At 70.9% G+C, this 25,106-nt stretch carries 19 protein-coding genes and 1 tRNA gene; 18 read left to right on the top strand and 2 right to left on the bottom strand.

Annotation, left to right across the window (positions count from 1 at the left end):
• Positions 1 to 48 precede the first annotated feature (48 nt).
• The 15 genes from trpC (at position 49) to K338_RS0101620 (ending at position 18,069) form a co-directional block, all read left to right on the top strand.
• On the top strand, positions 49 to 864 hold the full coding sequence (gene trpC / locus K338_RS0101695) for an indole-3-glycerol phosphate synthase TrpC (protein WP_022916454.1): 816 nt from the start codon (positions 49 to 51) through the stop codon (positions 862 to 864).
• Positions 861 to 2,114, top strand: a complete 1,254-nt coding sequence (gene trpB / locus K338_RS0101690; RefSeq protein ID WP_022916453.1) for a tryptophan synthase subunit beta — start codon at positions 861 to 863, stop codon at positions 2,112 to 2,114. The genes trpC and trpB overlap by 4 nt, the downstream gene beginning before the upstream one ends.
• Complete coding sequence (trpA, locus tag K338_RS0101685; RefSeq protein WP_022916452.1) at positions 2,111 to 2,941, top strand: tryptophan synthase subunit alpha; 831 nt, start codon at positions 2,111 to 2,113, stop codon at positions 2,939 to 2,941. Before trpB ends, trpA begins: the two co-directional genes overlap by 4 nt.
• Positions 2,938 to 3,987, top strand: coding sequence for a prolipoprotein diacylglyceryl transferase (gene lgt, locus K338_RS19850; protein WP_022916451.1), 1,050 nt, complete (start codon positions 2,938 to 2,940; stop codon positions 3,985 to 3,987). The genes trpA and lgt overlap by 4 nt, the downstream gene beginning before the upstream one ends.
• 182 nt (positions 3,988 to 4,169) lie before the next feature.
• Positions 4,170 to 8,753: a glutamate synthase large subunit gene (gene gltB, locus K338_RS0101675; RefSeq protein ID WP_022916450.1), complete on the top strand. Its 4,584-nt coding sequence runs from the start codon at positions 4,170 to 4,172 to the stop codon at positions 8,751 to 8,753.
• Positions 8,746 to 10,209: a glutamate synthase subunit beta gene (locus K338_RS0101670; protein ID WP_022916449.1), complete on the top strand. Its 1,464-nt coding sequence runs from the start codon at positions 8,746 to 8,748 to the stop codon at positions 10,207 to 10,209. The genes gltB and K338_RS0101670 overlap by 8 nt, the downstream gene beginning before the upstream one ends.
• A 63-nt stretch (positions 10,210 to 10,272) precedes the next feature.
• Positions 10,273 to 11,703, top strand: a complete 1,431-nt coding sequence (pyk, locus tag K338_RS0101665) for a pyruvate kinase (protein ID WP_022916448.1) — start codon at positions 10,273 to 10,275, stop codon at positions 11,701 to 11,703.
• The gene (locus K338_RS0101660) at positions 11,700 to 12,386 is read left to right on the top strand and encodes a hypothetical protein (protein ID WP_157612151.1); all 687 of its coding nucleotides are present in this window, start codon (positions 11,700 to 11,702) and stop codon (positions 12,384 to 12,386) included. Before pyk ends, K338_RS0101660 begins: the two co-directional genes overlap by 4 nt.
• Positions 12,387 to 12,489: 103 nt before the next feature.
• Positions 12,490 to 13,203 (top strand): hypothetical protein, encoded by a 714-nt coding sequence (locus K338_RS0101655; RefSeq protein WP_157612150.1) that lies wholly within the window; start codon positions 12,490 to 12,492, stop codon positions 13,201 to 13,203.
• A gap of 97 nt (positions 13,204 to 13,300) precedes the next feature.
• The gene (locus tag K338_RS0101650) at positions 13,301 to 14,020 is read left to right on the top strand and encodes a hypothetical protein (protein ID WP_022916445.1); all 720 of its coding nucleotides are present in this window, start codon (positions 13,301 to 13,303) and stop codon (positions 14,018 to 14,020) included.
• 3 nt (positions 14,021 to 14,023) lie between these two features.
• The gene (locus K338_RS0101645; RefSeq protein ID WP_022916444.1) at positions 14,024 to 15,256 is read left to right on the top strand and encodes an arginine deiminase; all 1,233 of its coding nucleotides are present in this window, start codon (positions 14,024 to 14,026) and stop codon (positions 15,254 to 15,256) included.
• Positions 15,257 to 15,417: 161 nt separating this feature from the next.
• Positions 15,418 to 16,041: a hypothetical protein gene (locus tag K338_RS0101640; RefSeq protein WP_022916443.1), complete on the top strand. Its 624-nt coding sequence runs from the start codon at positions 15,418 to 15,420 to the stop codon at positions 16,039 to 16,041.
• A 78-nt stretch (positions 16,042 to 16,119) separates the two neighbouring features.
• Positions 16,120 to 16,203, top strand: a tRNA-Leu gene (locus K338_RS0101635).
• Positions 16,204 to 16,674: 471 nt separating this feature from the next.
• A complete protein-coding gene (locus K338_RS0101625; RefSeq protein ID WP_211218183.1) occupies positions 16,675 to 17,289 on the top strand; it encodes an ANTAR domain-containing response regulator in 615 nt (204 codons plus the stop codon).
• Positions 17,290 to 17,361: 72 nt separating this feature from the next.
• On the top strand, positions 17,362 to 18,069 hold the full coding sequence (locus tag K338_RS0101620; protein WP_022916441.1) for a GNAT family N-acetyltransferase: 708 nt from the start codon (positions 17,362 to 17,364) through the stop codon (positions 18,067 to 18,069).
• On the opposite strand, the gene K338_RS0101615 is transcribed toward K338_RS0101620, so the two are convergent.
• Positions 17,988 to 18,410: a PaaI family thioesterase gene (locus tag K338_RS0101615; RefSeq protein WP_022916440.1), complete on the bottom strand. Its 423-nt coding sequence runs from the start codon at positions 18,408 to 18,410 to the stop codon at positions 17,988 to 17,990. The genes K338_RS0101620 and K338_RS0101615 overlap by 82 nt on opposite strands.
• On the opposite strand from K338_RS0101615, the gene polA reads away from it, so the two are divergent.
• A complete protein-coding gene (gene polA / locus K338_RS0101610) occupies positions 18,409 to 21,105 on the top strand; it encodes a DNA polymerase I (protein ID WP_040652526.1) in 2,697 nt (898 codons plus the stop codon). The two genes, K338_RS0101615 and polA, sit on opposite strands and share 2 nt — an antisense overlap.
• 18 nt (positions 21,106 to 21,123) lie before the next feature.
• Here the strand turns inward: polA and K338_RS0101605 are convergent, their stop codons facing one another.
• Entirely contained in the window at positions 21,124 to 21,981 is an 858-nt protein-coding gene (locus K338_RS0101605; RefSeq protein ID WP_022916438.1) for a class I SAM-dependent methyltransferase, read from the bottom strand.
• A 278-nt stretch (positions 21,982 to 22,259) separates the two neighbouring features.
• Here K338_RS0101605 and rpsA point away from each other — a divergent pair, with 278 nt between their 5' ends.
• Together rpsA and coaE are read left to right on the top strand one after the other, a co-directional pair.
• Entirely contained in the window at positions 22,260 to 23,726 is a 1,467-nt protein-coding gene (gene rpsA, locus K338_RS0101600) for a 30S ribosomal protein S1 (protein WP_022916437.1), read from the top strand.
• Positions 23,727 to 23,875: 149 nt separating this feature from the next.
• Positions 23,876 to 25,084 (top strand): dephospho-CoA kinase, encoded by a 1,209-nt coding sequence (gene coaE, locus K338_RS0101595; protein ID WP_022916436.1) that lies wholly within the window; start codon positions 23,876 to 23,878, stop codon positions 25,082 to 25,084.
• Positions 25,085 to 25,106 lie beyond the last annotated feature (22 nt).

Raw genomic sequence — 25,106 nt, 5'->3', positions numbered from 1 at the left:
GCCTGGCACGGCCTACGATGGAGGCCAACCGAAGCGGAGAGGCGGATCGTGACCGTACTGGAAGAGATCGTCCGTGGGGTCCGGGAAGACCTGGCCACGCGGGAAGCGTCCGTACCACTGGAGGAGCTCAAGCGCCGCGCTGAGGCGATGCCTTCGGCGAAGAACGCCGTCGACGCGCTCCGCCAGGAGGACGCGGTCACCGTGATCGCCGAGGTGAAGCGGTCCAGCCCTTCTAAGGGAGCCCTCGCTGAGATCGCGGACCCTGCGGGTCTGGCCGCCGACTACGAGGCCGGTGGCGCCAGCGCGATCAGCGTGCTCACCGAGCCTCGCAGGTTCGGCGGTTCCCTGGCCGACCTGGCTGACGTGCGCGCCCGGGTGGACGTGCCGGTGCTGCGCAAGGACTTCATCGTCAGCCCCTACCAGGTGTGGGAGGCCCGGGCGCACGGCGCTGACCTGGTGCTGCTGATCGTGGCCGCCCTGGAGCAGACCGTGCTCACCTCACTGGTGGAGCGTGTGCACTCCCTGGGCATGACCGCACTGGTGGAGGCGCACACTGCCGAGGAGGTGGACCGGGCCGTGGACGCCGGTGCCCGGCTGCTCGGCATCAACGCACGCGACCTGCACACGCTGCAGGTGCACCGTGGGGTCTTCGCCGACCTCGCCCCGCGGGTGCCCGGCGGTGTGGTGCGGGTTGCCGAGTCCGGTGTGCGTGGCCCGCACGACGTGCTCGAGTACGCCCGCGCCGGTGCCGACGTGGTGCTCGTCGGGGAGGCACTGGTCACCCAGGGGCAGCCACGCACCGCGGTGGCGGACATGGTCGCCGCTGGTGCACATCCTGCGCTGCGTGCGGTGCGGGCCCGATGAGCGGCTCCCAGGCCGCGCGGACGTTGCGCGAGGTGGTCGGACCGTACTTCGGTGACTTCGGCGGCAGGTTCGTGCCCGAGGCCCTCATCGCCGCGCTGGACGACCTGACCGCCGCGTGGGAGAAGGCCAAGGGCGACCCGGAGTTCACCGACCGGCTCGCGGTGCTGCACCGGGACTACACCGGCCGGCCCAGCCCGATCACCGAGGTGCCGCAGTTCGCCGCGCACGCCGGCGGGGTCCGGATCTTCCTCAAGCGCGAGGACCTGAACCACACCGGGTCGCACAAGATCAACAACGTGCTCGGCCAGGCGCTGCTCACCCAGCTGGTCGGCAAGACCCGGGTGATCGCGGAGACCGGTGCCGGCCAGCACGGGGTGGCCACCGCCACGGCTGCGGCCCTGTTCGGTCTGGACTGCACGATCTACATGGGCGAAGAGGACACCCGTCGGCAGGCGCTGAACGTCGCCCGGATGCGGCTGCTCGGCGCTGAGGTGGTGCCGGTGCGCACCGGTTCGCGCACCCTGAAGGACGCGATCAACGAGGCGTTCCGCGACTGGGTCGCGAACGTGGAGACCACGAACTACATCTTCGGCACGGTGGCCGGCCCGCACCCGTTCCCCTCGATGGTCCGCGACCTGCAGAAGATCATCGGCGAGGAGGCACGCAGCCAGCTGCTGCAGCGGATCGACCGGCTACCGGACGCTGCTGTGGCGTGCGTGGGTGGCGGCTCGAACGCCATGGGCCTGTTCCACGCCTTCCTCGACGACACCGACGTGCGCCTGGTCGGCTGCGAGGCCGCCGGTGACGGGGTCGCCAGCGGCCGGCACGCCGCGACCATCACCGCCGGCGACCCCGGGGTGCTGCACGGTGCACGCACCATGGTGCTCCAGGACGAGGACGGACAGACCGTGGAGTCGCACTCCATCTCCGCCGGCCTGGACTACCCGGGCGTGGGCCCGGAGCACTCCTGGCTCGCCTCGATCGGCCGCGCCGAGTACGTACCGGTGACCGACGCCGAGGCGATGAGCGCGTTCGAGCTGCTCTGCCGGACCGAGGGCATCATCCCCGCGATCGAGTCCGCCCACGCACTGGCCGGAGCGCTCCGGCTGGGTACCGGGCTGGTCGCGGGCGGTGCCGACCCGGCCGAGACTGTGCTGCTGGTGTGCCTGTCCGGCCGGGGCGACAAGGACGTGGCCACCGCAGCTGCCTGGTTCGACCTGCTGGACCCGGACGCGGAGGTGTCGGAATGACCGCCAGCAGGCCCACCCTGCGTGGCACTGCAGGTGCTCTGGAAGCCGCCCGCTCCGAGGGGCGGGCCGCGCTGATCGTGTACCTGCCGGTCGGCTACCCGGACGTGGACGGATCGATCGAGGCGGCCCGGACAGCGGTCGCTGCCGGTGCGGACATCGTCGAGCTCGGCCTGCCCTACTCCGACCCGGGTATGGACGGAGTGGTCATCCAGCAGGCCGTGCAAGCCGCGTTGGACGGCGGCACCCGCATCCGGGACGTGCTCCGTGCGGTCCGGGAGGTTGCCGCCACCGGCGCCCCCACGCTGGTGATGACCTACTACAACCCCGTGCTGCGCTACGGCGTGGACGCGTTCGCCGCGGCCCTGGCCGAGGCCGGGGGAGCGGGTCTGATCACCCCGGACCTGATCCCGGACGAGGCCGGGGAGTGGATCGCCGCTGCCGATGCGCACGGGCTGGACAAGGTCTTCCTGGTGGCACCGAGCTCCACCACCGAACGCCTGCACCTGACCGCCGCCGCCTCCCGCGGGTTCGTCTACGCCGCCTCCACCATGGGCGTCACCGGCACCCGCGCCACGGTCGGGGAGAAGGCACAGCAGCTGGTCCAGGACACCCGCGCCGCCGGGGCGCAGCGGGTCTGCGTGGGGCTGGGCGTCTCCACCGCCGACCAGGCCGCGGAGGTCGCAGGCTATGCCGACGGCGTGATCGTCGGCTCCGCACTGGTGCGCACCCTGATCCGCCCGGACTCCGACCGCGCTGCTGCGCTGACCGACCTTGGTGAGCTGGTCCGTGACCTCGCTGCCGGGGTGCGCGCCGGGGGAGCGCGATGACCGGCCCCGGTGGGCACCTGGCGATGTCGGTGGTCGCAGACGGCATCCCCAGCCCGTCGGAGGGGGTGTGGCACCTGGGACCCATCCCGCTGCGCGCGTACGCGTTCGCGATCCTCGCCGGCATCGTGGTGGCCACCTGGATCTCGGTGCGTCGCTACCGCGCCCGGGGCGGACCGGAAGGCGCCATCCTGGACGCGATCTTCTGGGCGGTACCGCTGGGCATCATCGGCGCCCGGCTCTACCACGTGTTCTCCTCCCCGGATGCCTACTTCGGTCCGGACGGCAACCCCTGGAACGCGTTCGCCATCTGGCGCGGCGGCCTCGGCATCTGGGGTGCGATCCCTGCCGGCGCGCTCGGGGTGTGGATCTACCTACGTCGCCGCGGTCTGCGGCTGGCGACCGTGGCCGACGCGATGGCGCCGGCGCTGCTGGTCGCCCAGGCGATCGGTCGGCTCGGCAACTACTTCAACCAGGAGCTGTTCGGCGCCCCGACGACGTTGCCCTGGGGGCTGCAGATCGACGCGGGCGTGCTCGCCGCGCAGGGGATGGACTACCCGGCCGGCACCCTGTTCCACCCCACCTTCTTGTACGAGCTGCTCTGGAACCTGGCGATGGCCGCGCTGATCGTGCTCATCGACCGCAAGCTCCGCCTCGGCCACGGCCGGGTGTTCTGGCTGTACGTGTTCTGCTACACCGTGGGGCGTGGCTGGATCGAGACGCTGCGCATCGACGAGGCCGAGCACGTGCTCGGGCTGCGGCTGAACGTGTGGACCTCGATCCTGGTCTGCGTGGTCTCGCTGGCGATCTTCATCGTGCTCTCCAAGCGGTACCCGGAGCGGGAGCCCTCCCCCTGGCTGCCAGGGCGGGAACCAGAGGACGAGGCCAGCGCCGACGACGCCCCGAGCAAGCAGGACTCGGAGAGCGCCACGAGCGGTCGCAGCGGGGCTGACAGCGCGGGCTCTCCCGCCGCAGAGGATGATCTCGGGGCTGAGGACGCTCGCCCCGCAACGACAGACCCGGAAGCAGACTCCACCACCGGACGCTGAGCGACGCCACCGGGGTGCGCGGCCGTCGCACGCCCAGATGATCGTCACGATCGACAGCCGCAGTCTGTACATGCGGCCCCATGAAAGAGTAAATTCTCCCGCACCAGAGGGTCGAAGACGTCCCAAGCGAGTCGATGGATGTGGTGCCGAGGAGAACTCCTCGCGCCCGTGAGGATGATCGGATGAACCAACCCGCCCAGGTGCGCACGACCTACACCGCCTTCAGGGCAGCGCCCCGGAAGCAGGGGCTGTACGACCCGGTCCGGGACCATGACGCCTGCGGCGTGGCCTTCGTCGCGACGCTCCGCAGGAGGCCCGGTCGAGACATCGTGGACGCGGCGCTGGCCGCACTGGCGAACCTGGACCACCGCGGCGCCGTCGGCGCCGAGGCAAGCTCCGGGGACGGTGCCGGCATCCTGCTGCAGGTGCCGGACGCCTTCTTCCGTGAGGTGCTCGAGGTGGACCTACCCGCACCGGGCCACTACGCCGTCGGCACCTTCTTCCTCCCCGCCGCACCCGACGAGGCCGGCCGCGCCGCGAGCCGGATCGAGGAGATCGCCGCCGAGGAGGACCTGCAGGTGCTCACCTGGCGGGACGTGCCCACCGACGCCGGCCTGGTCGGCCCCGCCGCCCGGTCCTGCATGCCCACCTTCCGGCAGGTGGTGCTCGCCGCCCCCGACCGCGCGCTGGCCGGCATCGACCTGGACCGGCGCTGCTACCGGGTGCGCAAGCGCGCTGAGCACGCCCTGGGCGTCTACGCTGCGTCGCTGTCCGCGCGCACCCTGGTGTACAAGGGCATGCTCACCACCGGACAGCTGGAACCGTTCTTCACCGACCTGTCCCACCCGGCGCTGGCCACCGAGCTGGCCCTGGTGCACTCCCGGTTCTCCACGAACACCTTTCCCTCCTGGCCGCTCGCGCACCCGTTCCACCTCGTTGCGCACAACGGCGAGATCAACACCGTCCGCGGGAACCGCAACTGGATGGCCGCCCGGCAGGGCACACTGGCCTCCGGGCTGCTCGGAGACGTGGCGGACCTGCTGCCCATCTGCGACGAGACGCAGAGCGACTCCGCCAGCTTCGACGAGGTGCTCGAGCTCCTGCACCTGGGCGGCCGGTCGCTGCCGCACGCGGTGCTGATGATGATCCCGGAGGCCTGGGAGAACCACGCCACCATGGACCCGGCGCGCAAGGCGTTCTACTCCTACAACGCCACCATCATGGAACCGTGGGACGGTCCGGCAGCGATGTGCTTCACCGACGGCCGCTACGTCGGCGCGGTGCTGGACCGCAACGGGCTGCGCCCCGGTCGCTACTGGGTCACCGAGGACGGCCTGGTGGTGCTGGCCAGCGAATCCGGTGTGCTCCAGGCGGACCCGGCCAGCGTGGTGCAGAAGGGGCGCCTGGCACCTGGACGGATGTTCCTGGTGGACACCGCCGAAGGACGCCTGGTCGCCGACGAGGAGATCAAGGACTCCCTGGCCGCTGCCCACCCCTACGACCAGTGGCTGGAGCAGCACCTGGTCCGCCTGGAAGACCTGCCCGAGCGCGAGCACGTGGCCCACTCCCGGTCCTCGGTGCTGCGCCGCCAGCAGACCTTCGGCTACACCGAGGAGGAGCTGCGCATCCTGCTCCGGCCGCTGGCAGCGACCGGCACCGAGGCGCTCGGATCGATGGGCACGGACAGCCCGGTGGCGGTGCTGTCCTCCCGGCCCCGGCTGCTGTTCGACTACTTCAGCCAGGTGTTCGCCCAGGTGACGAACCCGCCGCTGGACGCGATCCGGGAGGAGCTGGTCACCTCCCTGGCGGGCGCGATCGGGCCGGAACCGAACCTGCTCGAGGACACCCCCGAACATGCCCGCAAGCTCGCCATCGGCTTCCCGGTGATCGACAACGACGAGCTCGCCAAGATCAAGCACATCCACCGCACCCCCGAGGCCGGCCGCGGCTTCTCAGCCATCACCGTCTCCGGTCTGTACCCGGTGCGCGGCGGGCACCACGCGCTCGAGCAGCGGCTGGCGGAGATCTACCGAGAGGTGGACGAGGCGATCGAGCGTGGGGTGAGCTTCATCGTGCTGTCGGACCGGGAGTCGGACGCCGAGCTGGCGCCGATCCCCTCCCTGCTGCTCACCGCCGCCGTGCACCACCACACCATCCGTGCCCAGACCCGGACCCGGATCTCCCTGCTCGTGGAGGCCGGGGACGTGCGCGAGGTGCACCACGTGGCCCTCCTGGTGGGCTACGGCGCCGCCGCCGTCAACCCCTACCTGGCGATGGAGAGCGTCGAGGAGCTGACCCGCTCCGGTGTGGTCGAGGGCGTCACCCCGGAACGTGCGGTGCAGAACCTGATCCGCGGCCTGGGCAAGGGCGTGCTGAAGGTGATGAGCAAGATGGGCATCTCCACCGCGGGCTCCTACCGCGGCGCCCAGGTGTTCCAGGCGCTCGGCCTGTCCCAGCAGCTGGTGGACACCTACTTCACCGCCACCCCGACCCCGCTCGGTGGCGTGGACCTGGACGTGGTCGCCGCCGAGGTGGCCGCCCGGCACGCGAGGGCCTACCCGCCCAGCGGCATCGCCCCGGCGCACCGCAACCTGCCGGTCGGCGGGGAGTACCAGTGGCGCCGCGAGGGCGAACCGCACCTGTTCGACCCGGAGACCGTGTTCCGGCTGCAGCACTCCACCCGCACCCGCAACTACCAGGTGTTCCGCGACTACACCCGACGCGTGGACGACCAGGCCCGCCGGCTGATGACCCTGCGCGGGCTGTTGACGCTGCGCACCGGCCGATGCGACCCCATACCGATCGAGGAGGTGGAACCCGTCAGCGAGATCGTCCAGCGGTTCTCCACCGGGGCGATGAGCTACGGGTCGATCTCCGCGGAGGCGCACGAGACCCTCGCGATCGCGATGAACACGCTCGGCGGGAAGTCCAACACCGGTGAGGGCGGGGAGGACACCGACCGGCTGCACGACCCCCGGCGCCGCAGCGCGATCAAGCAGGTCGCCTCAGGCCGGTTCGGAGTCACCTCCGACTACCTCACCAACGCTGACGACCTGCAGATCAAGATGGCCCAGGGCGCCAAGCCCGGGGAGGGCGGCCAGCTACCTGGCGCCAAGGTGTACCCGTGGGTGGCCGGCACCCGGCACGCCACCCCCGGCGTCGGGCTCATCTCCCCGCCGCCGCACCACGACATCTACTCCATCGAGGACATCGCCCAGCTCATCCACGACCTGAAGAACGCCAACCCGGCCGCCCGGGTGCACGTGAAGCTGGTCGCCGAGGTCGGGGTGGGCACGGTCGCCGCCGGGGTGGCCAAGGCGCACGCCGACGTGGTGCTGGTCTCCGGGCACGACGGCGGCACCGGCGCATCCCCGCTGACCTCGCTCAAGCACGCCGGGCTGCCCTGGGAGCTCGGCCTGGCCGAGACCCAGCAGACCCTGGTGGCCAACAACCTCCGGGACCGGGTCGTGGTGCAGACCGACGGCCAGCTCAAGACCGGACGGGACGTGCTGATCGCGGCGCTGCTCGGTGCCGAGGAGTACGGTTTCGCCACCGCACCGCTGGTGGTCTCCGGGTGCGTGATGATGCGGGTGTGCCACCTGGACACCTGCCCGGTCGGGGTGGCCACGCAGAATCCCGAGCTGCGGGCGAGGTTCAGCGGCAAACCGGAGTTCGTCGTCACCTTCTTCGAATACATCGCCGAGGAGGTGCGCGCGCTGCTCGCCGAGCTGGGCCTGCGCAGCCTGGACGAAGCGATCGGTGCGGTCGACCTGCTCGACGTGACCGACGCCGTCGAGCACTGGAAGGCCGGCGGGCTGGACCTGACCCCGATCCTGGCCCGCCCCACGCCGCCCGAAGGCTCCGCCCCGCACCAGGTGCGGGCCCAGGACCACGGCCTGGAGCGCGCGCTGGACAACGACCTCATCACCGCTGCCGCACCCGCTCTCGAGCGTGGCGAAGCGGTCCGCATCGAGCGTCCGGTGCGGAACGTGAACCGCACCGTGGGGACCATGCTGGGCAACGCCGTCACCCGCAGGTACGGGGCGAGCGGTCTGCCACCAGGGACCATCGAGGTGACCCTGCGTGGTTCCGCCGGGCAGTCCCTCGGCGCGTTCCTGCCGGCCGGGATCACCCTGCGCCTGTACGGGGACGCGAACGACTACGTCGGCAAGGGCCTGTCCGGGGGGACCATCATCGTCCACCCGGACGAAGCGGCCAGGTTCGACGCGAGCGAGAACGTGATCGCCGGCAACGTCATCGGCTACGGCGCCACCAGCGGCGAGCTGTTCCTGCGCGGTGTGGTGGGGGAACGGTTCGCGGTGCGCAACTCCGGTGCCACCGCCGTGGTGGAAGGTGTGGGCGACCACGGCTGCGAGTACATGACCGGTGGCACCGTGGTGGTGATCGGCCCCACCGGACGCAACTTCGGCGCCGGCATGTCCGGCGGCACCGCCTACGTGCTGGACCTGGTCCCGAGCCGGGTGAACGGTCCGGCCCTGGCCGCCGGGGACCTCTCCCTGGACGAGCTGGACCCCGAGGACGTCGTGATCGTGGTCGACCTGCTCACCCGGCACGCCGAGCACACCGGCGCACCACTGGCGGCCGAGCTGGCCGGTTCGCCGGAGATGGTGGCCCGCCGGTTCACCCGCGTGCTGCCACCGGCCTACGCGCGGGTGAACGCCGTGCTGGCCGCTGCCCGCGCGGAAGGAGCCGGCGCGGCCGAACCCGAGGTCTGGAACCGAGTACTGGAGGCGACCCATGGCTGACCCGCGCGGATTCCTCAAGGTCCGTGACCGCGAGCTGCCCGCCCGGCGCCCGGTGCCGGTGCGGCTGATGGACTGGGGTGAGGTCTACGCCCGCCGCGAGGAGGACTCGGCGGCGCTGACCCGGCAGGCCGGCCGGTGCATGGACTGCGGCATCCCGTTCTGCCACAACGGCTGCCCGCTGGGCAACCTGATCCCGGAGTGGAACGACCTGACCCGCACCGGCCGGTGGGCCGAGGCGATCGAAGCGCTGCACGCCACGAACAACTTCCCGGACTTCACCGGACGGCTGTGTCCCGCACCGTGCGAGAGCGCCTGCGTGCTCGGCATCAACCAGCCGGCAGTGACGATCAAGAACATCGAGCAGTCCATCATCGACGAGGCGTTCGAGCGTGGCCTGGTCACCCCGCAGGTCCCGGACCGGCTGACCGGGTCCACTGTCGCGGTGATCGGTTCCGGCCCGGCCGGGCTGGCAGCAGCCCAGCAGCTCACCCGAACCGGGCACACTGTGGCCGTCTACGAACGGGACGATGCGATCGGTGGCCTGCTGCGCTACGGCATCCCTGAGTTCAAGATGGAGAAGCGGCACCTGGACCGCCGGCTGGAGCAGATGGCGGCGGAGGGCACCCGGTTCCGCCCGGGTGTGGCGGTCGGTTCGGACCTGACCGGCACCGAGCTGCTGGAACGGTACGACGCCGTGGTGCTGGCGATCGGCGCCACGGTGCGCCGCGAGCTGCCGGTGCCCGGGCGGGACCTGGCCGGCGTCCACCAGGCGATGGACTACCTGCCGCAGGCCAACCGGTCCAGCCACGGCGAGTACGTGCCCGACCAGATCACCGCCGCCGGCAAGGACGTGGTGATCATCGGCGGCGGCGACACCGGTGCGGACTGCCTGGGCACCGCGCTGCGGCAGGGTGCGACGAACGTGGTCCAGCTGGAGATCATGCCCCGGCCCCCCGAGGAACGCCCGCCCGGTCAGCCGTGGCCCACCTACCCGACGCTCTACCGCGTCTCCTCCGCCCACGAGGAGGGCGGCCGGCGGGTGTATGCCACCTCCACGGTCGAGCTCGTGGGCGACGAACGTGGCCGGGTCAGTCACCTGCGGGTGGTGGAGGTGACCTTCACCGAGGGTCGGCTGGAGCAGGTGCCCGGCACGGAGCAGCTCATCCCGGCCCAGCTGGTGCTGCTCGCGATGGGTTTCACCGGAGTGCCCACCGACGGGCTGGTCGGCCAGCTCGGCCTGGAGGTCGACCCGCGCGGGCGGATCGTGCGCGACGAACGCTTCGGCACCGCCCAGGAACCGGTGTTCGTCGCCGGGGACGCTGGGCGTGGGCAGTCGCTGATCGTCTGGGCGATCGCCGAGGGCCGGGCCGCCGCCGCTGGTGTGGACGCCTACCTGCGTGGACGTACCGACCTGCCAGCACCGATCACCCCGGACACCGTCTCGCTCACCGTCTGAGCACCGGGTCACCTGGTGGTCGTGCGGTTCGGGCAGGCACGTCGAGGGCATAGGGTTTGCGGTATGCGTAGAGCGAAGATTGTGTGCACGTTGGGACCGGCGACCGAGTCCCCAGAGATGGTCCAGGCGCTGGTCGACGCCGGTATGGACGTAGCCCGGATCAACCGCAGCCACGGGGACGCCGATGCCCACGCCGCGGTGATCAAGCGGGTCCGGGAGGCCGCGGAGGCCTCGGGGCGCGCGGTGGCGGTGCTGGTGGACCTGCAGGGGCCGAAGATCCGGCTCGGTCGGTTCGTCGAGGGCCAGCACGAGCTCGCCGAGGGCGACACCTTCACCATCACCACCGAGGACGTGCCCGGCACCAAGGAGCTGGTCTCCACCACGTTCAAGGGACTGCCGCAGGACGTCAAGCCCGGTGACGCGATCCTCATCGACGACGGTCGGGTGGCGGTGCGCGTCACCGACGTCACCGGCCCCCGGGTGACCACCCGGGTGGAGGTGCCCGGCCCGGTCTCGAACAACAAGGGGCTGAACCTGCCCGGCGTGGCGGTGAACATCCCGGCGCTCACCGACAAGGACGCCGAGGACCTGCGCTGGGGCCTGGCCCAGGGGGCCGACTTCATCGCGCTGTCCTTCGTGCGCTCCGCGGCCGACTACGAGGACGTCGCCGCGATCATGGCCGAGGAGGGGCGCACGGTCCCGGTGATCGCCAAGGTGGAGAAGCCGCAGGCGGTGGAGAACCTTGCCGAGATCGTGGACGCGTTCGACGGCATCATGGTCGCCCGCGGGGACCTGGGCGTGGAGCTGCCGCTGGAGCAGGTGCCGCTGGTGCAGAAGCGCGCCACCGAGATGTGCCTGCGCAACGCCAAACCCGTGATCGTGGCCACCCAGGTGCTGGAGTCGATGATCAGCGCCCCACGGCCGACCCGCGCGGAGGCCTCCGACTGCGCCAACGCTGTGCTGGACGGTGCCGACGCGGTGATGCTCTCCGGGGAGACCAGCGTGGGCCAGTACCCGATCGAGTGCGTGCGCACGATGGCCCGCATCATCGAGAACACCGAGGAGCACGGTCTGGAGCGGATCGCCAAGCTGCGCGCCACCCCGCACACCCGCGGCGGCGTGATCACCAAGGCCGCTGCCCAGATCGGTGAGACCCTCGGGGTGAAGTACCTGACCTGCTTCACCCAGTCCGGCGACTCCGCCCGGCGGATGTCCCGGCTGCGTTCGGCGATCCCGCTGCTGGCCTTCACCCCGGTGCCGGTGGTGCGCAACCAGCTCGCGCTCAGCTGGGGGGTGCAGACGTTCACCGTGCCGCAGGTGGAGCACACCGACGACATGATCAACCAGGTGGACGTGGTGCTCAAGGGCTCCGGGCACGGTGAGGAGGGCGACATGGTCGTCGTCGTCGCAGGGATGCCACCGGGCGTGTCCGGCTCCACCAACTCCATCCGGGTGCACACAGTCGGAGAGAAGCTCGGCTACCCCGGTCGGTGAGGTCCAGCTGGCGTCGTTCGACGGCGCAGCACAGCAGGCGCAGCGCAGTCGCCGTGGCGGCTGCGCTGCTCTGCGTCGCCTGCAGCAGCTCCGGGGACGCTGCCGGCCCGCCGGGGCAGCACGGTACCGACGGCCCTGCCGCCAGCCCCGCCGCCGCACCGACCACGACCGGTCGGCCCACAGTCCCGCCGCAGCTGCGCGAGTGCGGCAGACAGCCGGCGCCGCCGCCGCTGGACCAGCTGTCCTGGAGCGCGCCCGACGGGTTCGCCACCGCTGGCGGCTTCACCCAGATCGCACCCTTGGAGGAGGAGTACACCGCCACCTATCTCACCCCGGAGAGCGCCGGGGCAGGAGTGGAGGTGCTCGTCGTCGTGCACTACCCGAACGTACCCGACCCGTTGACCGACGAGTGCGGTCAGGTGGACCGCAAGCGGGTGGACGCCTACCTGTCCGACTGGCACGAGAGCGCCGGTATCACCACGTCTGCCTCGGACTGGACCGAGGTCGCCGGCCTGCCGGCCGTGCACGAGGTGGAGCACTACACCGGGCGCAGCTTCACCGTGGACTCCACGATCGTCGTCGGCCGGGGTGAGCTGCTGATGGTCTCCTGCCAGTGGACGGACCAGGAGGACGTGATCCGGGCGGGGTGCGCTGAGCTGCTCGGCTCGATGACGGCCCGCTGACCGGCGGCGGGGACTTCTCCCCGCGGCCGGGGCAGCCAGAGGAGCGGCCCGGGAGGTAGGTTGCGACCAGGCGATCATCACCGGTAGCAGAGGAGGAGCAGCGGTGCGAGGCGGACGTCTCCCGGTGTGGGGTGCGGCAGCAGTGGTGCTGGCCGGAGTCACCGGCTGCTCGCTGCTCGGCCCGGACGAGACCCCACCCGAACCGACCACCGCCGGACCTACGAGCAGTGAGCAGCCGAGCGGACGCCCGACGATCCCGCCGCAGCTGCTCGAGTGTGGTGATCCCGCCGGCAAGTCTGGCGCCGACGGGGGCACCGACGGGGACGACCCGGTCGAGCTCACCGACGCTCACGTGGCCTCAGGCGCCAGCTGGGACGTGCCTGCCGGCTACGAGTCCGCGAGCGGGTACTACGACGACCTGGACTACGAGCAGCGGATGTTCATGCACACCTATGTGCCCTCCGCCCCCGGCTATCACACGCTCGACCTGGTCGGTGTGCTCGGATACGACGGCCTGGACTGGGGCCAGCTCGCCCAGGAGTGCGGACAGGTGCCGCTGGACGCGATGCTGGAACGAGTCGCCGAGTACCAGGAGCTGCTTGACTCGGAACCGTTGGACGAGGCGGAGCTGACCGAGGTCGGCGGTCTGCCGGCGGTGACGCAGACGATGCGTATCCCCAGCTACGACTTCCGCGGATACTGGCTGTTCTCCCAGACCGAGCTGTTGTTCATCGGCTGCCAGTGGACCAGCGAGAGCGCTCGGGCGGAGGTCGAGGCCTCCTGCGCCGACCTGGTCAGCACCGTCCAGGTCGGGTGAGCTGCCGCTGCCGGCCGGGTGCGGCGGGGTGATGACCTACCATGACTCAGTCAGCGCTGCGACGGCGGGCTGAGCAGGCGATGAGGAGGACCGGCAGATGAGCACGCGGGCGGGGGGCGGGCGGCACCGGCGCGTCGGGGGTGCGCTGCTGGCGGTGACGCTGAGCGGGCTGCTGGCCGTCTCCGGCTGCGACCTGATCGGGGAGGAGCACGCGGAACCGGAGCCCACACCGGGCGGCAGCGAGGCTGCTGGCGGGCACAGTGGCAGCGACGACCACCCCACCATCCCGCCGCAGCTGCTGGAGTGCGGGGAGAAGGAAGCCGACCCGGACGAGCTGCAGCTGGCCGACGTGGACCTCACCACGGCCACGTGGTCGATGCCAGACGGTTTCGAGGAGAGCTTCCTGTACGTGGAGGACAACCCGGTGGAGGACGTGGCCACCACCTGGTACGCCGTCCCCACCGACCCGGAGCTGCCCACGCTGAACGTGCTCAACGTGGTGCTCTACACCGGTCTGGACTGGGGCGACCTGGCGGACGCCTGCGGGCGGGTGCCGCTGGAGGCGGTCGAGGAGCAGCTCGCCCGGTACCGGGAGCACATCGACGCGGAGCCGTTGAGCGAGGCGGAGATGACCGAGGTCGCCGGGATGCCCGCCGTCACCCAGCACATCGGCCTGGCCAGCTACGACTACGTGGGCTACTGGCTGTTCTCCGAGACCCAGCTGCTGCACGTGTACTGCCAGTGGACCGACGAGGCAGCCCGCGAGGTCATCGAGCCCGCATGCACCCCGTTGGTGGAGAGCGTGACGGTGGGCTGAGCCGTGCTGGGTGTGCACTCGGAGGTCGGGCGCCTGCGCAGCGTCATCGTCTGCGCGCCGGGGCTGGCGCACCGGCGACTGACCCCGTCCACCGCCCACGACCTGCTCTTCGACGAGGTGCTCTGGGTGGAGACCGCCCAGCGCGACCACGCCGACTTCGTGGCCACGATGCGTTCCCGCGGCATCGAGGTGCTCGAGCTGGCCGACCTGCTCACCGAGACCATGGCCCTACCGGCCGCTCGGGCGTGGGTGCTGTCCCGGAAGGTGACGGCGAACAAGGTCGGGCTGGGCATGGTCGAGGCGACCACGGCGTTCCTGGAGTCCCTCGACCCGGCACGGCTGGCGGAGGTGCTGATCGGCGGGCTGGCCACCTTCGACCTGCCCGCCGAGTACCGACCCCCCTATGTGGCACTCGCCCGGGAGTCCGCCGGCGCGCGCGAGTACCTGCTGCCGCCATTGCCGAACATGTTGTACACCCGCGACACCACCAGCTGGTTGTACGGGGGCCTCACCCTGAACCCGCTGTACTGGCCCGCACGCCGCGACGAGACCCTGCTGATGAAGGCCATCTACACCTTCCACCCGCGGTTCGCCGACGCCCGGATCTGGTGGGGGGATCCCGAGCAGGACTGGGGACAGGCCACCCTCGAAGGCGGGGATGTGATGCCGGTGGGCAACGGGGTGGTGCTGATGGGCATGGGGGAGCGCACCTCTCGCCAAGCGATCACCCAGGTGGCGAAGGCGCTGTTCGAGGCCGGTGCCGCCGAGCAGGTCGTGGTCGCCGGGATGCCGCAGCTACGTGCAGCGATGCACCTGGACACGGTGTTCACGTTCGCCGACCGGGACGCTGTCACCCTGTACCCGGCCATCGTGGACGACATCCACACCATCACCGTGCACCCGAGCGACAAGGCGCCGGGTCTGGAGGTCCGGGACGGCGGGCGAGGCACCTTCGTGCAGGAGGCCGCCAAGGCGCTGGGGCTGAGCGAGCTGCGGGTGATTACCACCGGCGGGGACGACTACGACTCCGAACGTCAGCAGTGGGACAGCGGCAACAACGCGATCGCGCTGGAACCCGGGGTCGTGATGACCTACGACCGGAACACCGCCACCAACGCGGCGCTGCGGGCCGCAGGCATCGAGGTCCTGGAGATCCGCGGCGGTGAGCTCAGCCGTGGCCGCGGCGGCGGGCACTGCATGACCTGCCCGATCGCCCGGGACCCGGTCGAGTACTGAGCAGCCGGCACTCGGGGCGGTAGGATGCAGCAGTCCGGCTCGTGAGCGTCGTCAGCCGGCACCGACGTGATGGCGCGCAGCAGCCCCTCGCCGAGCGCGACCCGCGTCCTCCTCGATCGTGCTGGTGCCGCGCCGGTGGCAGACGAGGAGACCGGGAGACGATGACTGGACGTGTGCGGGTAGCGGCTGTGCTGGCAGTGGCCGCCGGGGTGCTGCTCAGCGGCTGCGGACAGCAGAGCTACGACTACGAGCCGGTCGACCTCGGCGCCCCGGGCGAGGTGACCGCACCCGGGACCACCCTGGCCTTCGGGGAGACCGCCTGGCTGGAACACACCTTCAGCACCGACAGCGGTGACTACACCGGGCTGCAGGGAGTGACCGTGCGGGACATCGCCGCCGCTGATGCGTCCCTGTTCGAGGAGTACAGCAACGCCGAGGAGTTCGCCGAGTACACCCCCTACCTGGTGGTCACCCAGCACCAGTTCGCCGAGGACCTGCCGGCCGAGGTGGATCCGGACACGGTGGACCTGTTCCCGATGCTCGCCGACGGTACCGACGCCGAGTGGCTGACCAGCGGGTACGTGACGCTCGCCGGCCCTGGCGACGAGTGCGGTCTGAGCCTGCCGGACTACGACGAGGAGACTCGCACCCTGCTGCAGTGCTTCGTCGCGCTGAGCAGCACCGACGCGGAGGTGACGTCTGCGCAGTATCTCGCGGAAGACTACACCGCGATGGTCGGCACCGACGGCAACGAGTACCTGCAGGCACCGGTGACCTGGGAGTGAGGCCGCGGTGACCGCCTCGGTGCGGCGGTCACGTTAGGATGAACCCGCTGCAGCGTCCAAGGGCGCGCAGCGGTCCACGCCCCGCTGGCGGAATAGGCAGACGCGGTCGGCTCAAACCCGGCTGCCCTCGCGGGCGTCCCGGTTCGAGTCCGGGGCGGGGCACCGACCCCTTCGTCCGGGCGATCCCGAGGCTGCTGACGCCGGCGGTCGCTCTCGTGCCGGCAGCGGCCCGTCCGAGCGGACCTGGTCCAGCACCTGTTCGCGGGCGAACCTGGTGTGCTCCAACCACCGGGCGGGCGGCCATCTCCGCGGCGTCCAGGGCGACGTCCTCGGCTGGGCGCAGGAACCCGCGGACGTCCACCAGCTGGCGGCTGCTGACCGCCTCGTACACCCCGTCCGGCCCGAGACCGGCACCGAGCCGGCTGAAGAAGACCAGCTCGGCGTTCGGCGCCCGCGCGGCACCTCGGCCAGCGTAGCCGAGTGGTGACTCTGGGCACATTCGTGGGCTTTCGCCGTCGGTCGCTCCCCACAACAGCGCGAAGAGCATTAGGATCAGTCACCGTGACCACGGACGAACCGACCGGCGAGGTGCCGGAGACGAACAGCACTGACGCGAGCCTGCTGGACCTGCAGATGCCCACGGCCCAGGCCCCGGCCAAGTCGAAGCCCGGCCGCACCCGACGAGTGGTGGTGGCCGAAGACGAGGCCCTGATCCGCCTGGACGTGGTCGAGACTCTCCAGGAGGCCGGTTACGAGGTCGTCGGTGAGGCCGGCGACGGTGAGACTGCGATCAAGCTGGCGACGGAGCTGGAGCCGGACATCGTGGTGATGGACGTGAAGATGCCGGTGCTGGACGGCATCTCCGCAGCCGAACGGATCACCAAGGACCGGATCGCCGCGGTCGTGCTGCTCACCGCGTTCTCCCAGACCGAGCTGGTGGAACGGGCGCGGGATGCCGGCGCGATGGCCTACGTCGTCAAGCCGTTCACCCCTGCCGATCTGCTGCCCGCGTTGGAGATCGCCCTCTCCCGGCACCACGAGATCGCTGCGCTGGAGTCCGAGGTTGCCGACCTGGCCGACCGGTTCGAGACCCGCAAGCGGGTGGACCGGGCCAAGGGCCTGCTGATGACCAAGATGGGGCTGACCGAGCCGGAAGCCTTCCGGTGGATCCAGAAGACGTCGATGGACCGGCGGCTGACCATGCGGGAGGTGGCCGACGCCGTCATCGACCAGGTCGGCTCCAAGTAGCACACGAGCTCGCCCCGGGCCTGGACAGCAGGCGTATGGTGGGCAGCACCGTGACAGGTGAGGAGGTGTGTCGTGCCGGCTGTGCGTAGTGCGGCGTCGGCGCGCCTGGCCACCGAGGACGACCTGGAGGCCGTGGTACCGGTGATCCAGGCCGCCCGGGCGGACTCCCCGCTCGGGCCGCAGTTCATCGCCCCGGCGAGCAGCACGCTGAGCGCACAGCTGCGCACCTGGTACGGCATGTCCGGCAGCACCTTGGCGATCGCCGAGCAGGACAAGACGGTGACCGGGTTCGCGCTCGCCCGGGTGGTACCGCCGAACCTGTTCTCCGACATCAGCCATGTGCAGCTCGAGGCGCTGTACGTGGCCCAGGGCGGACGGCGCCGTGGTGCCGGCCGCATGATGGTGCACCAGGTGGCCCTCGCGGCCGCGCGAGCCGGGGCGGAGTGGGTGGTCACGATGCCGCTCACCGGAGCCCGCAGCGAGCAGCGGTTCCTCTCCGGTCTCGGGTTCTCACCAGCGGGCTCCCGTCGCGTCGCCGAGACCGCCTCGCTGCTGCGCCGCCTCGATCCGCCCGGCAGGGTGCGCGAGCGTCGTCCGCGTGCGTTGGACGAGCTGATCGCTCGGCGGCGGCGCAGCCGTGGACTGCCGGAGACACCGCCCGGGGGAGTGGACCTGAGCCGGCTCGCCGACCGGGTCAGTCAGCGCGAGTCGACCAGCATGCACGTCAACCGCGACGTGCACACGCGGCGCTGGGACTCGTCCTCCAGCACGATCTCGTAGGCGGCCACCCGCGAGCCGAGGTGCAGCGCCACCGCGGTACCGGTGACCCAACCGGAGCGCATCGACCGGTGGTGCGTGGCATTCAGGTCCATCCCCACAGCGAGCCGGCCCGGACCGGCGTGCGCAGTGGCGGCTAGCGAAGCGAGCGTCTCGGCCAGCACCGCCGAGGCACCACCGTGCAGCAGGCCGGCCGGCTGGGTGTTGCCCGTGACCGGCATGCGACCCACGGCGCGGGCTGGTGCCACCTCGGTGATCTCGATGCCCATCCGCTCGATCAGGGTTCCGCGGAGGGGCTCGAGCGGGAACGGGAACGACGCGTCTGGCGCAGGAGTGTCGGTCATGGCGCCTAGGCTGTCACCTGTGACCGACACTGCGCGACCCCGGCTCCTGATCATCGACGGCCACTCGATGGCCTACCGTGCGTTCTTCGCGCTTCCGGCAGAGAACTTCTCCACCACCACCGGGCAGACCACGAACGCGGTCTACGGGTTCACCTCGATGCTGATCAACCTGCTGCGGGACGAGGACCCCACGCACGTGGCGGTCGCCTTCGACGTCTCCAGCGAGACGTTCCGGAAGGAGACCTATGCCGACTACAAGGGCACCCGCGACGAGACTCCGCAGGAGTTCCGTGGCCAGATCCCGCTGATCGAAGAGGTGCTCGCAGCCCTGGGCATCACCACACTGGGCAAAGAAGGCTTCGAGGCCGACGACATCCTCGCCACCTTGGCCGCCACCGGTCGCCGGGACGGGTTCGATGTGCTCGTCTGCTCCGGGGACCGGGACACCTTCCAGCTCGTCGACGACGTCGTCACCGTGCTCTACCCGCGCAAGGGGGTCTCCGAGCTGAGCCGGATGACCCCGCAGGCGGTCACGGACAAGTACGGCGTGGGTCCGCAGCAGTACAGCGACCTGGCCGCACTGGTGGGGGAGAGCAGCGACAACCTGCCCGGGGTGCCCGGAGTCGGCCCGAAGACCGCTGCCAAGTGGATCCACGCGTACGGCGGGCTGGAGGGCATCGTCGCCGATGCCCCCTCGATCACCGGCAAGGCGGGTGCCTCGCTGCGGGAGCACCTCGACCAGGTGCTGCTCAACCGGCAGCTGAACGAGCTGGTCACCGACATGGAGCTGCCCGTCACCCTGGAGGACCTGGCCCGCCGCCCGTACGAGCGGGAGCGGGTGCACGAGGTGTTCGACGCCCTGGAGTTCCGGGTGCTGCGTGAGCGGCTGTTCGCGATGGACCCGCAGGACACCGAGGCTGCTGACGCCGCCGCCTTCGACCTGGACATCACCGCACTGACCGCTGGGCAGGCGCAGGCCTGGCTGGATGCGCACGCCTCCGCCGAGATCGGGCTGGACGTGGCCGGCACCGCCGCCCAGGGCAGCGGGGACGCGTGGGCGCTGGCGCTGGCTGCCGAGGGTGGGGCGGTGCTCAGCGTCGACCTGGCTGAGATCACCCCGGAGGACGAGGCCGCTCTGGCCGCCTGGCTCGCCGACCCGCAGGCCCCGAAGGTGCTGCACGAGGCGAAGAACGCCTGGCACGCCCTGGACGGGCGCGGGCTGGTGCTGGACGGCGTCGTCTTCGACACGGCGGTGGCCGCCTACCTGTGCCATCCGGACCAACGCTCCTACAACCTCGCGGACCTGTCGGTGCGTTTCATCGGCCGGGAGCTGCGCACCGAGGCGGACAGCGGCGCCCAGCAGATGCTCGTGCTGGACGGACCGGGGGAGGCCGAGCTCGGTGCGATCCGTGCTGCTGCCGTTCTGGAGCTGGACGGGGCGCTGCGGGAGCAGCTCGCGGAGCGGCACGCCACCGACCTGCTCGCCGACCTGGAGCTCCCGGTGGCCGCAGTGCTGGCGCGGATGGAGCAGGCCGGGATCGCCGCCGATGTCGGCTACCTCCGTGAGCTGGAGCAGCACTTCGACGCCCAGGTCCGGTCCGCAGCGGAGCAGGCGTACGAGGTGATCGGCCGGGAGGTGAACCTGTCCTCCCCGAAGCAGCTGCAGGAGGTGCTGTTCACCGACCTGGAGATGCCGAAGACCAGGAAGACGAAGACCGGGTACACCACCGACGCGGAGGCGCTGGCGGACCTGTACGTCAAGACCGAGCACCCGTTCCTGGCACACCTGCTGGCGCACCGGGACCACATCCGGCTCCGGCAGACCGTCGAGGGGCTGCTGCGCACGGTCGCCCCGGACGGTCGGATCCACACCACCTACTCTCAGACGATCGCCGCCACCGGGCGGCTGTCCTCGGCGGACCCGAACCTGCAGAACATCCCGATCCGCACCGAGGAGGGCATGCGGATCCGGGCTGCCTTCGTCGTCGGGGAAGGGTACGAGCGGCTGCTGACCGCCGACTACTCCCAGATCGAGATGCGGATCATGGCGCACCTGTCTGCCGACGAGGGGCTGATCGAGGCGTTCCGCAGCGGTGAGGATCTGCACTCGTTCGTCGGGTCCCGGGTGTTCGGGGTGGCACCGGAGGAGGTCACCGCGCCGATGCGTTCGAAGATCAAGGCGATGAGCTACGGGCTGGCCTACGGCCTGAGCGCGTTCGGCCTGTCCCGGCAGCTGAAGATCGAGACGGCTGAGGCCCGGTCCCTGATGGAGGAGTACTTCCAGCGGTTCGGCGGGGTGCGCGACTACCTGCACTCTGTGGTGGAGCAGGCCCGGAAGGTCGGTTACACCGAGACGATCCTCGGCCGCCGCAGGTACCTGCCGGACCTGAACAGCGACAACCGGCAGCGCCGGGACATGGCCGAACGGATGGCGCTGAACGCTCCGATCCAGGGCAGCGCTGCGGACATCATCAAGCTCGCCATGATCGGTGTGGACGGAGCCCTCACCGAGCAGGGACTGAGGTCCCGGATGCTGCTGCAGGTGCACGACGAGCTGGTGATCGAGGTTGCCGCCGGGGAAGCAGAGGCGGTCGAGGATCTGTTGCGGGAGCAGATGGGCTCCGCTGCGGAGCTGGCGGTGCCGTTGGACGTGTCCGTCGGCTCCGGGGACAACTGGCGCGACGCCGGCCACTGATCCAGCCGCCGGGTACGTTCAGCGGAGCTCGGTGGTGACGATCAGCGTGCCCGGCAGCAGGGCGCCCCGTTCCGGGCCCCAGCCGCCCCACACGGTGGTGTTCTCCGCCGGCCACTCCGGCTCCACCATGCCGGTGATCGTCAGCCCGGCCCCGACGACGTCCCGCACGTGGTCGGCGAGCGTGCGGTGGAACTCGGCGTACAGCACCCGGCCCTCGGTGTCGGTCTCGGCGTACGGTCGCCGGTCGAAGTAGGAGCGGTGCGCGGTCAGGCCCGCACTCGTCGGATCGTCCGGGAACGCCCAGCGCAGCGGGTGGGTCACCGAGAACACCCACCGGCCCCCGGGGCGCAGCACCCGCGCCACCTCGGCATGCACCTGCTGCGGGTCCGGGACGAAGGACAGCGCGCCGAAGGCGGTGAACACCACGTCCATGCTGCCGGTGGCCAGCGGCAGCGACCGCGCGTCCGCCTGCACCATCGGCACCTCGATACCGGTAGCGGCATCCAGCTGAGCGGCGGCCGCCACCATCCCGGCCGCCGGCTCGCTGGCCAGCGCTGCCACTCCCTGGGCCCGCAGCCAGCGGGAGCACTGCGCTGCCCCGGCACCCACCTCCAGCACCTGTGCCCGGCGCAGCTGTGCCAGGTCGCCGAGCAGGTGCGCGTCTGCCTCTCGCAACCCCTCCGGGCACCAGCGGAAGTCTGCCGCGCCGAGCTGCTCACCGTGGTCGGCCAGATACTCTGCAGCGCTGCGGCTCCACCAGTCGATCGTCGCCGCAGCCGCCTGCCCACCGTCGACGTGCTGGTAGCCGGCCTCGGCAAGCCTGCCCGGCTCATCGGTGTGCTTCCGGGTGGTCGGGTCGTCTGCTGGGTCGTGCATCCGGCCAGTATCACCTGCACCACCGGTACGTGACCGATCCCACACGGCCTAGGTGTCCTGGCTGGTCGCTCGCATTGTGAACTGCCCGACGCGCGCGGTAGGGTAGTCCAGGTTACTCGTGCGCTCCTGTGCCCACCTGGCGGCGGCAAGGCGACTGGTCCACTGCGGCTGCGGCCGTCGGACCGGGTGCTTGCGGCTGCTGCGGTCCGCGGGGTCACGCGTGTGCCGTGTCCGCAAGTCCACCTACTATCCCTGTCCGCAACGGAGTTCACCACCGTATGACTATCACCAGCCCGGCCCCGACGAATGTCCCGCAGGTCGCGGTCAACGACATCGGCTCGGAAGAAGAGTTCCTCGCAGCCGTCGACGCGACCATCAAGTACTTCAATGACGGTGACATCGTCGAGGGTACGGTCGTCAAGGTCGACCGTGACGAGGTTCTCCTCGACATCGGTTACAAGACCGAAGGCGTCATCCTTTCTCGCGAGCTCTCCATCAAGCACGACGTCGACCCCGACGAGGTCGTCGCCGTCGGAGACCGCGTCGAGGCCCTCGTCCTGCAGAAGGAGGACAAGGAGGGCCGTCTGCTCCTGTCGAAGAAGCGCGCCCAGTACGAGCGCGCCTGGGGCACCATCGAGAAGATCAAGGAGGAGGACGGCGTCGTCACCGGCACCGTCATCGAGGTGGTCAAGGGTGGGCTCATCCTGGACATCGGCCTCCGTGGCTTCCTGCCCGCCTCCCTGGTGGAGATGCGTCGCGTCCGCGACCTGCAGCCCTACATCGGCCAGGAGCTCGAGGCGAAGATCATCGAGCTGGACAAGAACCGCAACAACGTGGTGCTGTCCCGCCGCGCCTGGCTGGAGCAGACCCAGTCCGAGGTGCGCTCCACCTTCCTGCAGACCCTGCAGAAGGGCCAGGTGCGCCCCGGTGTGGTGTCCTCCATCGTCAACTTCGGTGCGTTCGTGGACCTCGGCGGTGTCGACGGTCTGGTGCACGTCTCCGAGCTGTCCTGGAAGCACATCGACCACCCGAACGAGATCGTGGAGGTCGGCCAGGAGGTCACCGTCGAGGTGCTCGACGTCGACTTCGACCGCGAGCGGGTCTCCCTCTCGCTGAAGGCCACCCAGGAAGACCCGTGGCAGGCGTTCGCCCGCACCCACGCGATCGGCCAGGTCGTGCCGGGCAAGGTCACCAAGCTGGTGCCGTTCGGTGCGTTCGTGCGCGTCGAGGACGGTATCGAGGGCCTGGTGCACATCTCCGAGCTGGCCCAGCGCCACGTGGATGTGCCCGAGCAGGTCGCGAAGGTCGACGACGAGGTCTTCGTCAAGGTCATCGACATCGACCTGGAGCGTCGCCGGATCTCGCTGTCGCTGAAGCAGGCCAACGAGGGCGTCGACCCGAACGGGGACGACTTCGACCCGTCGCTGTACGGGATGGCTGCCGAGTACGACGAGCAGGGCAACTACAAGTACCCCGAGGGCTTCGACCCGGAGACCAACGAGTGGCTCGAGGGCTACGAGGCCCAGCGCGAGGCCTGGGAGGCGCAGTACGCCCAGGCGCACGCCCGCTGGGAGGCGCACAAGGCGCAGGTCGCCAAGGCGCTGGAGGCGGACGCCGAGACCACCGGTGCACCGGTGGGCGAGGTCGCCGACTCCTCCTACTCCTCGGCTCCCACCGACGCCGGTGGCACGCTCGCCTCGGACGAGGCGCTCGCCGCACTGCGGGAGAAGCTCACCGGTAACTGATCCCGATCAGTCCCCGGGCACACCGCGCGGGTGCACCTATGGTTGTGATCTGGTCCGATCGCGACCATAGGTGCACCATCGTTGCCGGCCAGGGTGAACCTCTGCGACCGGTCAAGCGGATGCACCAGGGGCCGCTAGGCTAGGCCACTGTGCTGCACCTCGGCCTCACCGGTGGCATCGGAGCCGGCAAGTCCACGGTCGCCGCGACCCTCGCCGAGTGCGGTGGGCACCTCATCGACGCCGACCAGGTCGCCCGGGACGTGCTCGACCCCGGCACCGAGGGCCTGGCCGCAGTGGTGGCTGAGTTCGGCCCCGACATCCTCACCAAGGACAGTCGGCTCGACCGGCCCGCCCTGGCGCGCAGAGTGTTCGGTGACGAGGACGCCCTGCGGCGACTGAACGCCGTCGTGCATCCGTTGGTGCGCGCCGAGACCCGGGCGCGACTCGCGGACCTGCCCGATGACGCCGTGGTGGTGCACGACGTGCCCCTGATCGTGGAGAACCACCTGGCGGCCGAGTACCACCTGGTGCTCGTCGTCGGGGCGGACGCGACCACCCGCACACAGCGGCTGCAACGGGACCGGGGGATGACCGCCGAGCAGATCGAGGCCCGGATGGCGGCCCAGGCCGACGACACCCAGCGCGCCCAGGTGGCCGATGAGTGGATCGACAACGACGGTGACCCGGACGCCGCGACCGATCAGGTGCGCCAGCTCTGGCGAGAGCGGATCGCCCCCTATGCCGCCAACCTGGCCGCTGGTCGCCGCGCCCCGCGCCCGGAGCGGCCCGAGCTGACCAGCCCGCCGCAGGGTCCGCGCAGCTGGGCAGTGCAGGCGGAGGCGATCCTGGACCGGCTGCGCCGCGCCGGGGGAGACCTGGTGCTCACCGCCGACCACATCGGCTCCACCTCCGTGCCCGGTCTGCTGGCCAAGGACGTGCTCGACCTGCAGCTGGGCGTGGCCGACCTGACCGCTGCCGACCGTCTCGCTCCCGCTCTCGCGGCTGCAGGTTTCCCGCAGGTGGAGGGGCACTGGTACGACAGCCCGAAGGCGGGGCTCGCCGAGCCTGGTACCCGCTGGGACAAGCGGTTCCACGCCAACGCCGACCCCGGCCGTGCGGTGAACCTGCACGTGCGGGTGGCCGGCGGCCCCGGTTGGCGCTACGCCCTGCTCTGCCGGGACTGGCTGCGCAACGACGCCGGGGCCCGGGCGGCCTATCAGCAGGTCAAGGAGCACCTGGTTGCCACCACCGGCAGCACCCGGGACTACGCCGCTGCCAAGGAACCCTGGTTCGACCAGGTGTGGCCGCAGATCCAGGCCTGGGCCGAACGCACCGGCTGGGCCCCACCGCAGCCCTGAGCGGCCCGGCCGTCCGCAGACT

It is taken from the genome of Ruania albidiflava DSM 18029, from assembly GCF_000421225.1.
Lineage (GTDB): Bacteria > Actinomycetota > Actinomycetes > Actinomycetales > Beutenbergiaceae > Ruania > Ruania albidiflava.
Note: the sequence above shows the minus strand (reverse complement) of the source record. Positions and strands in the feature narration are given on the sequence as shown.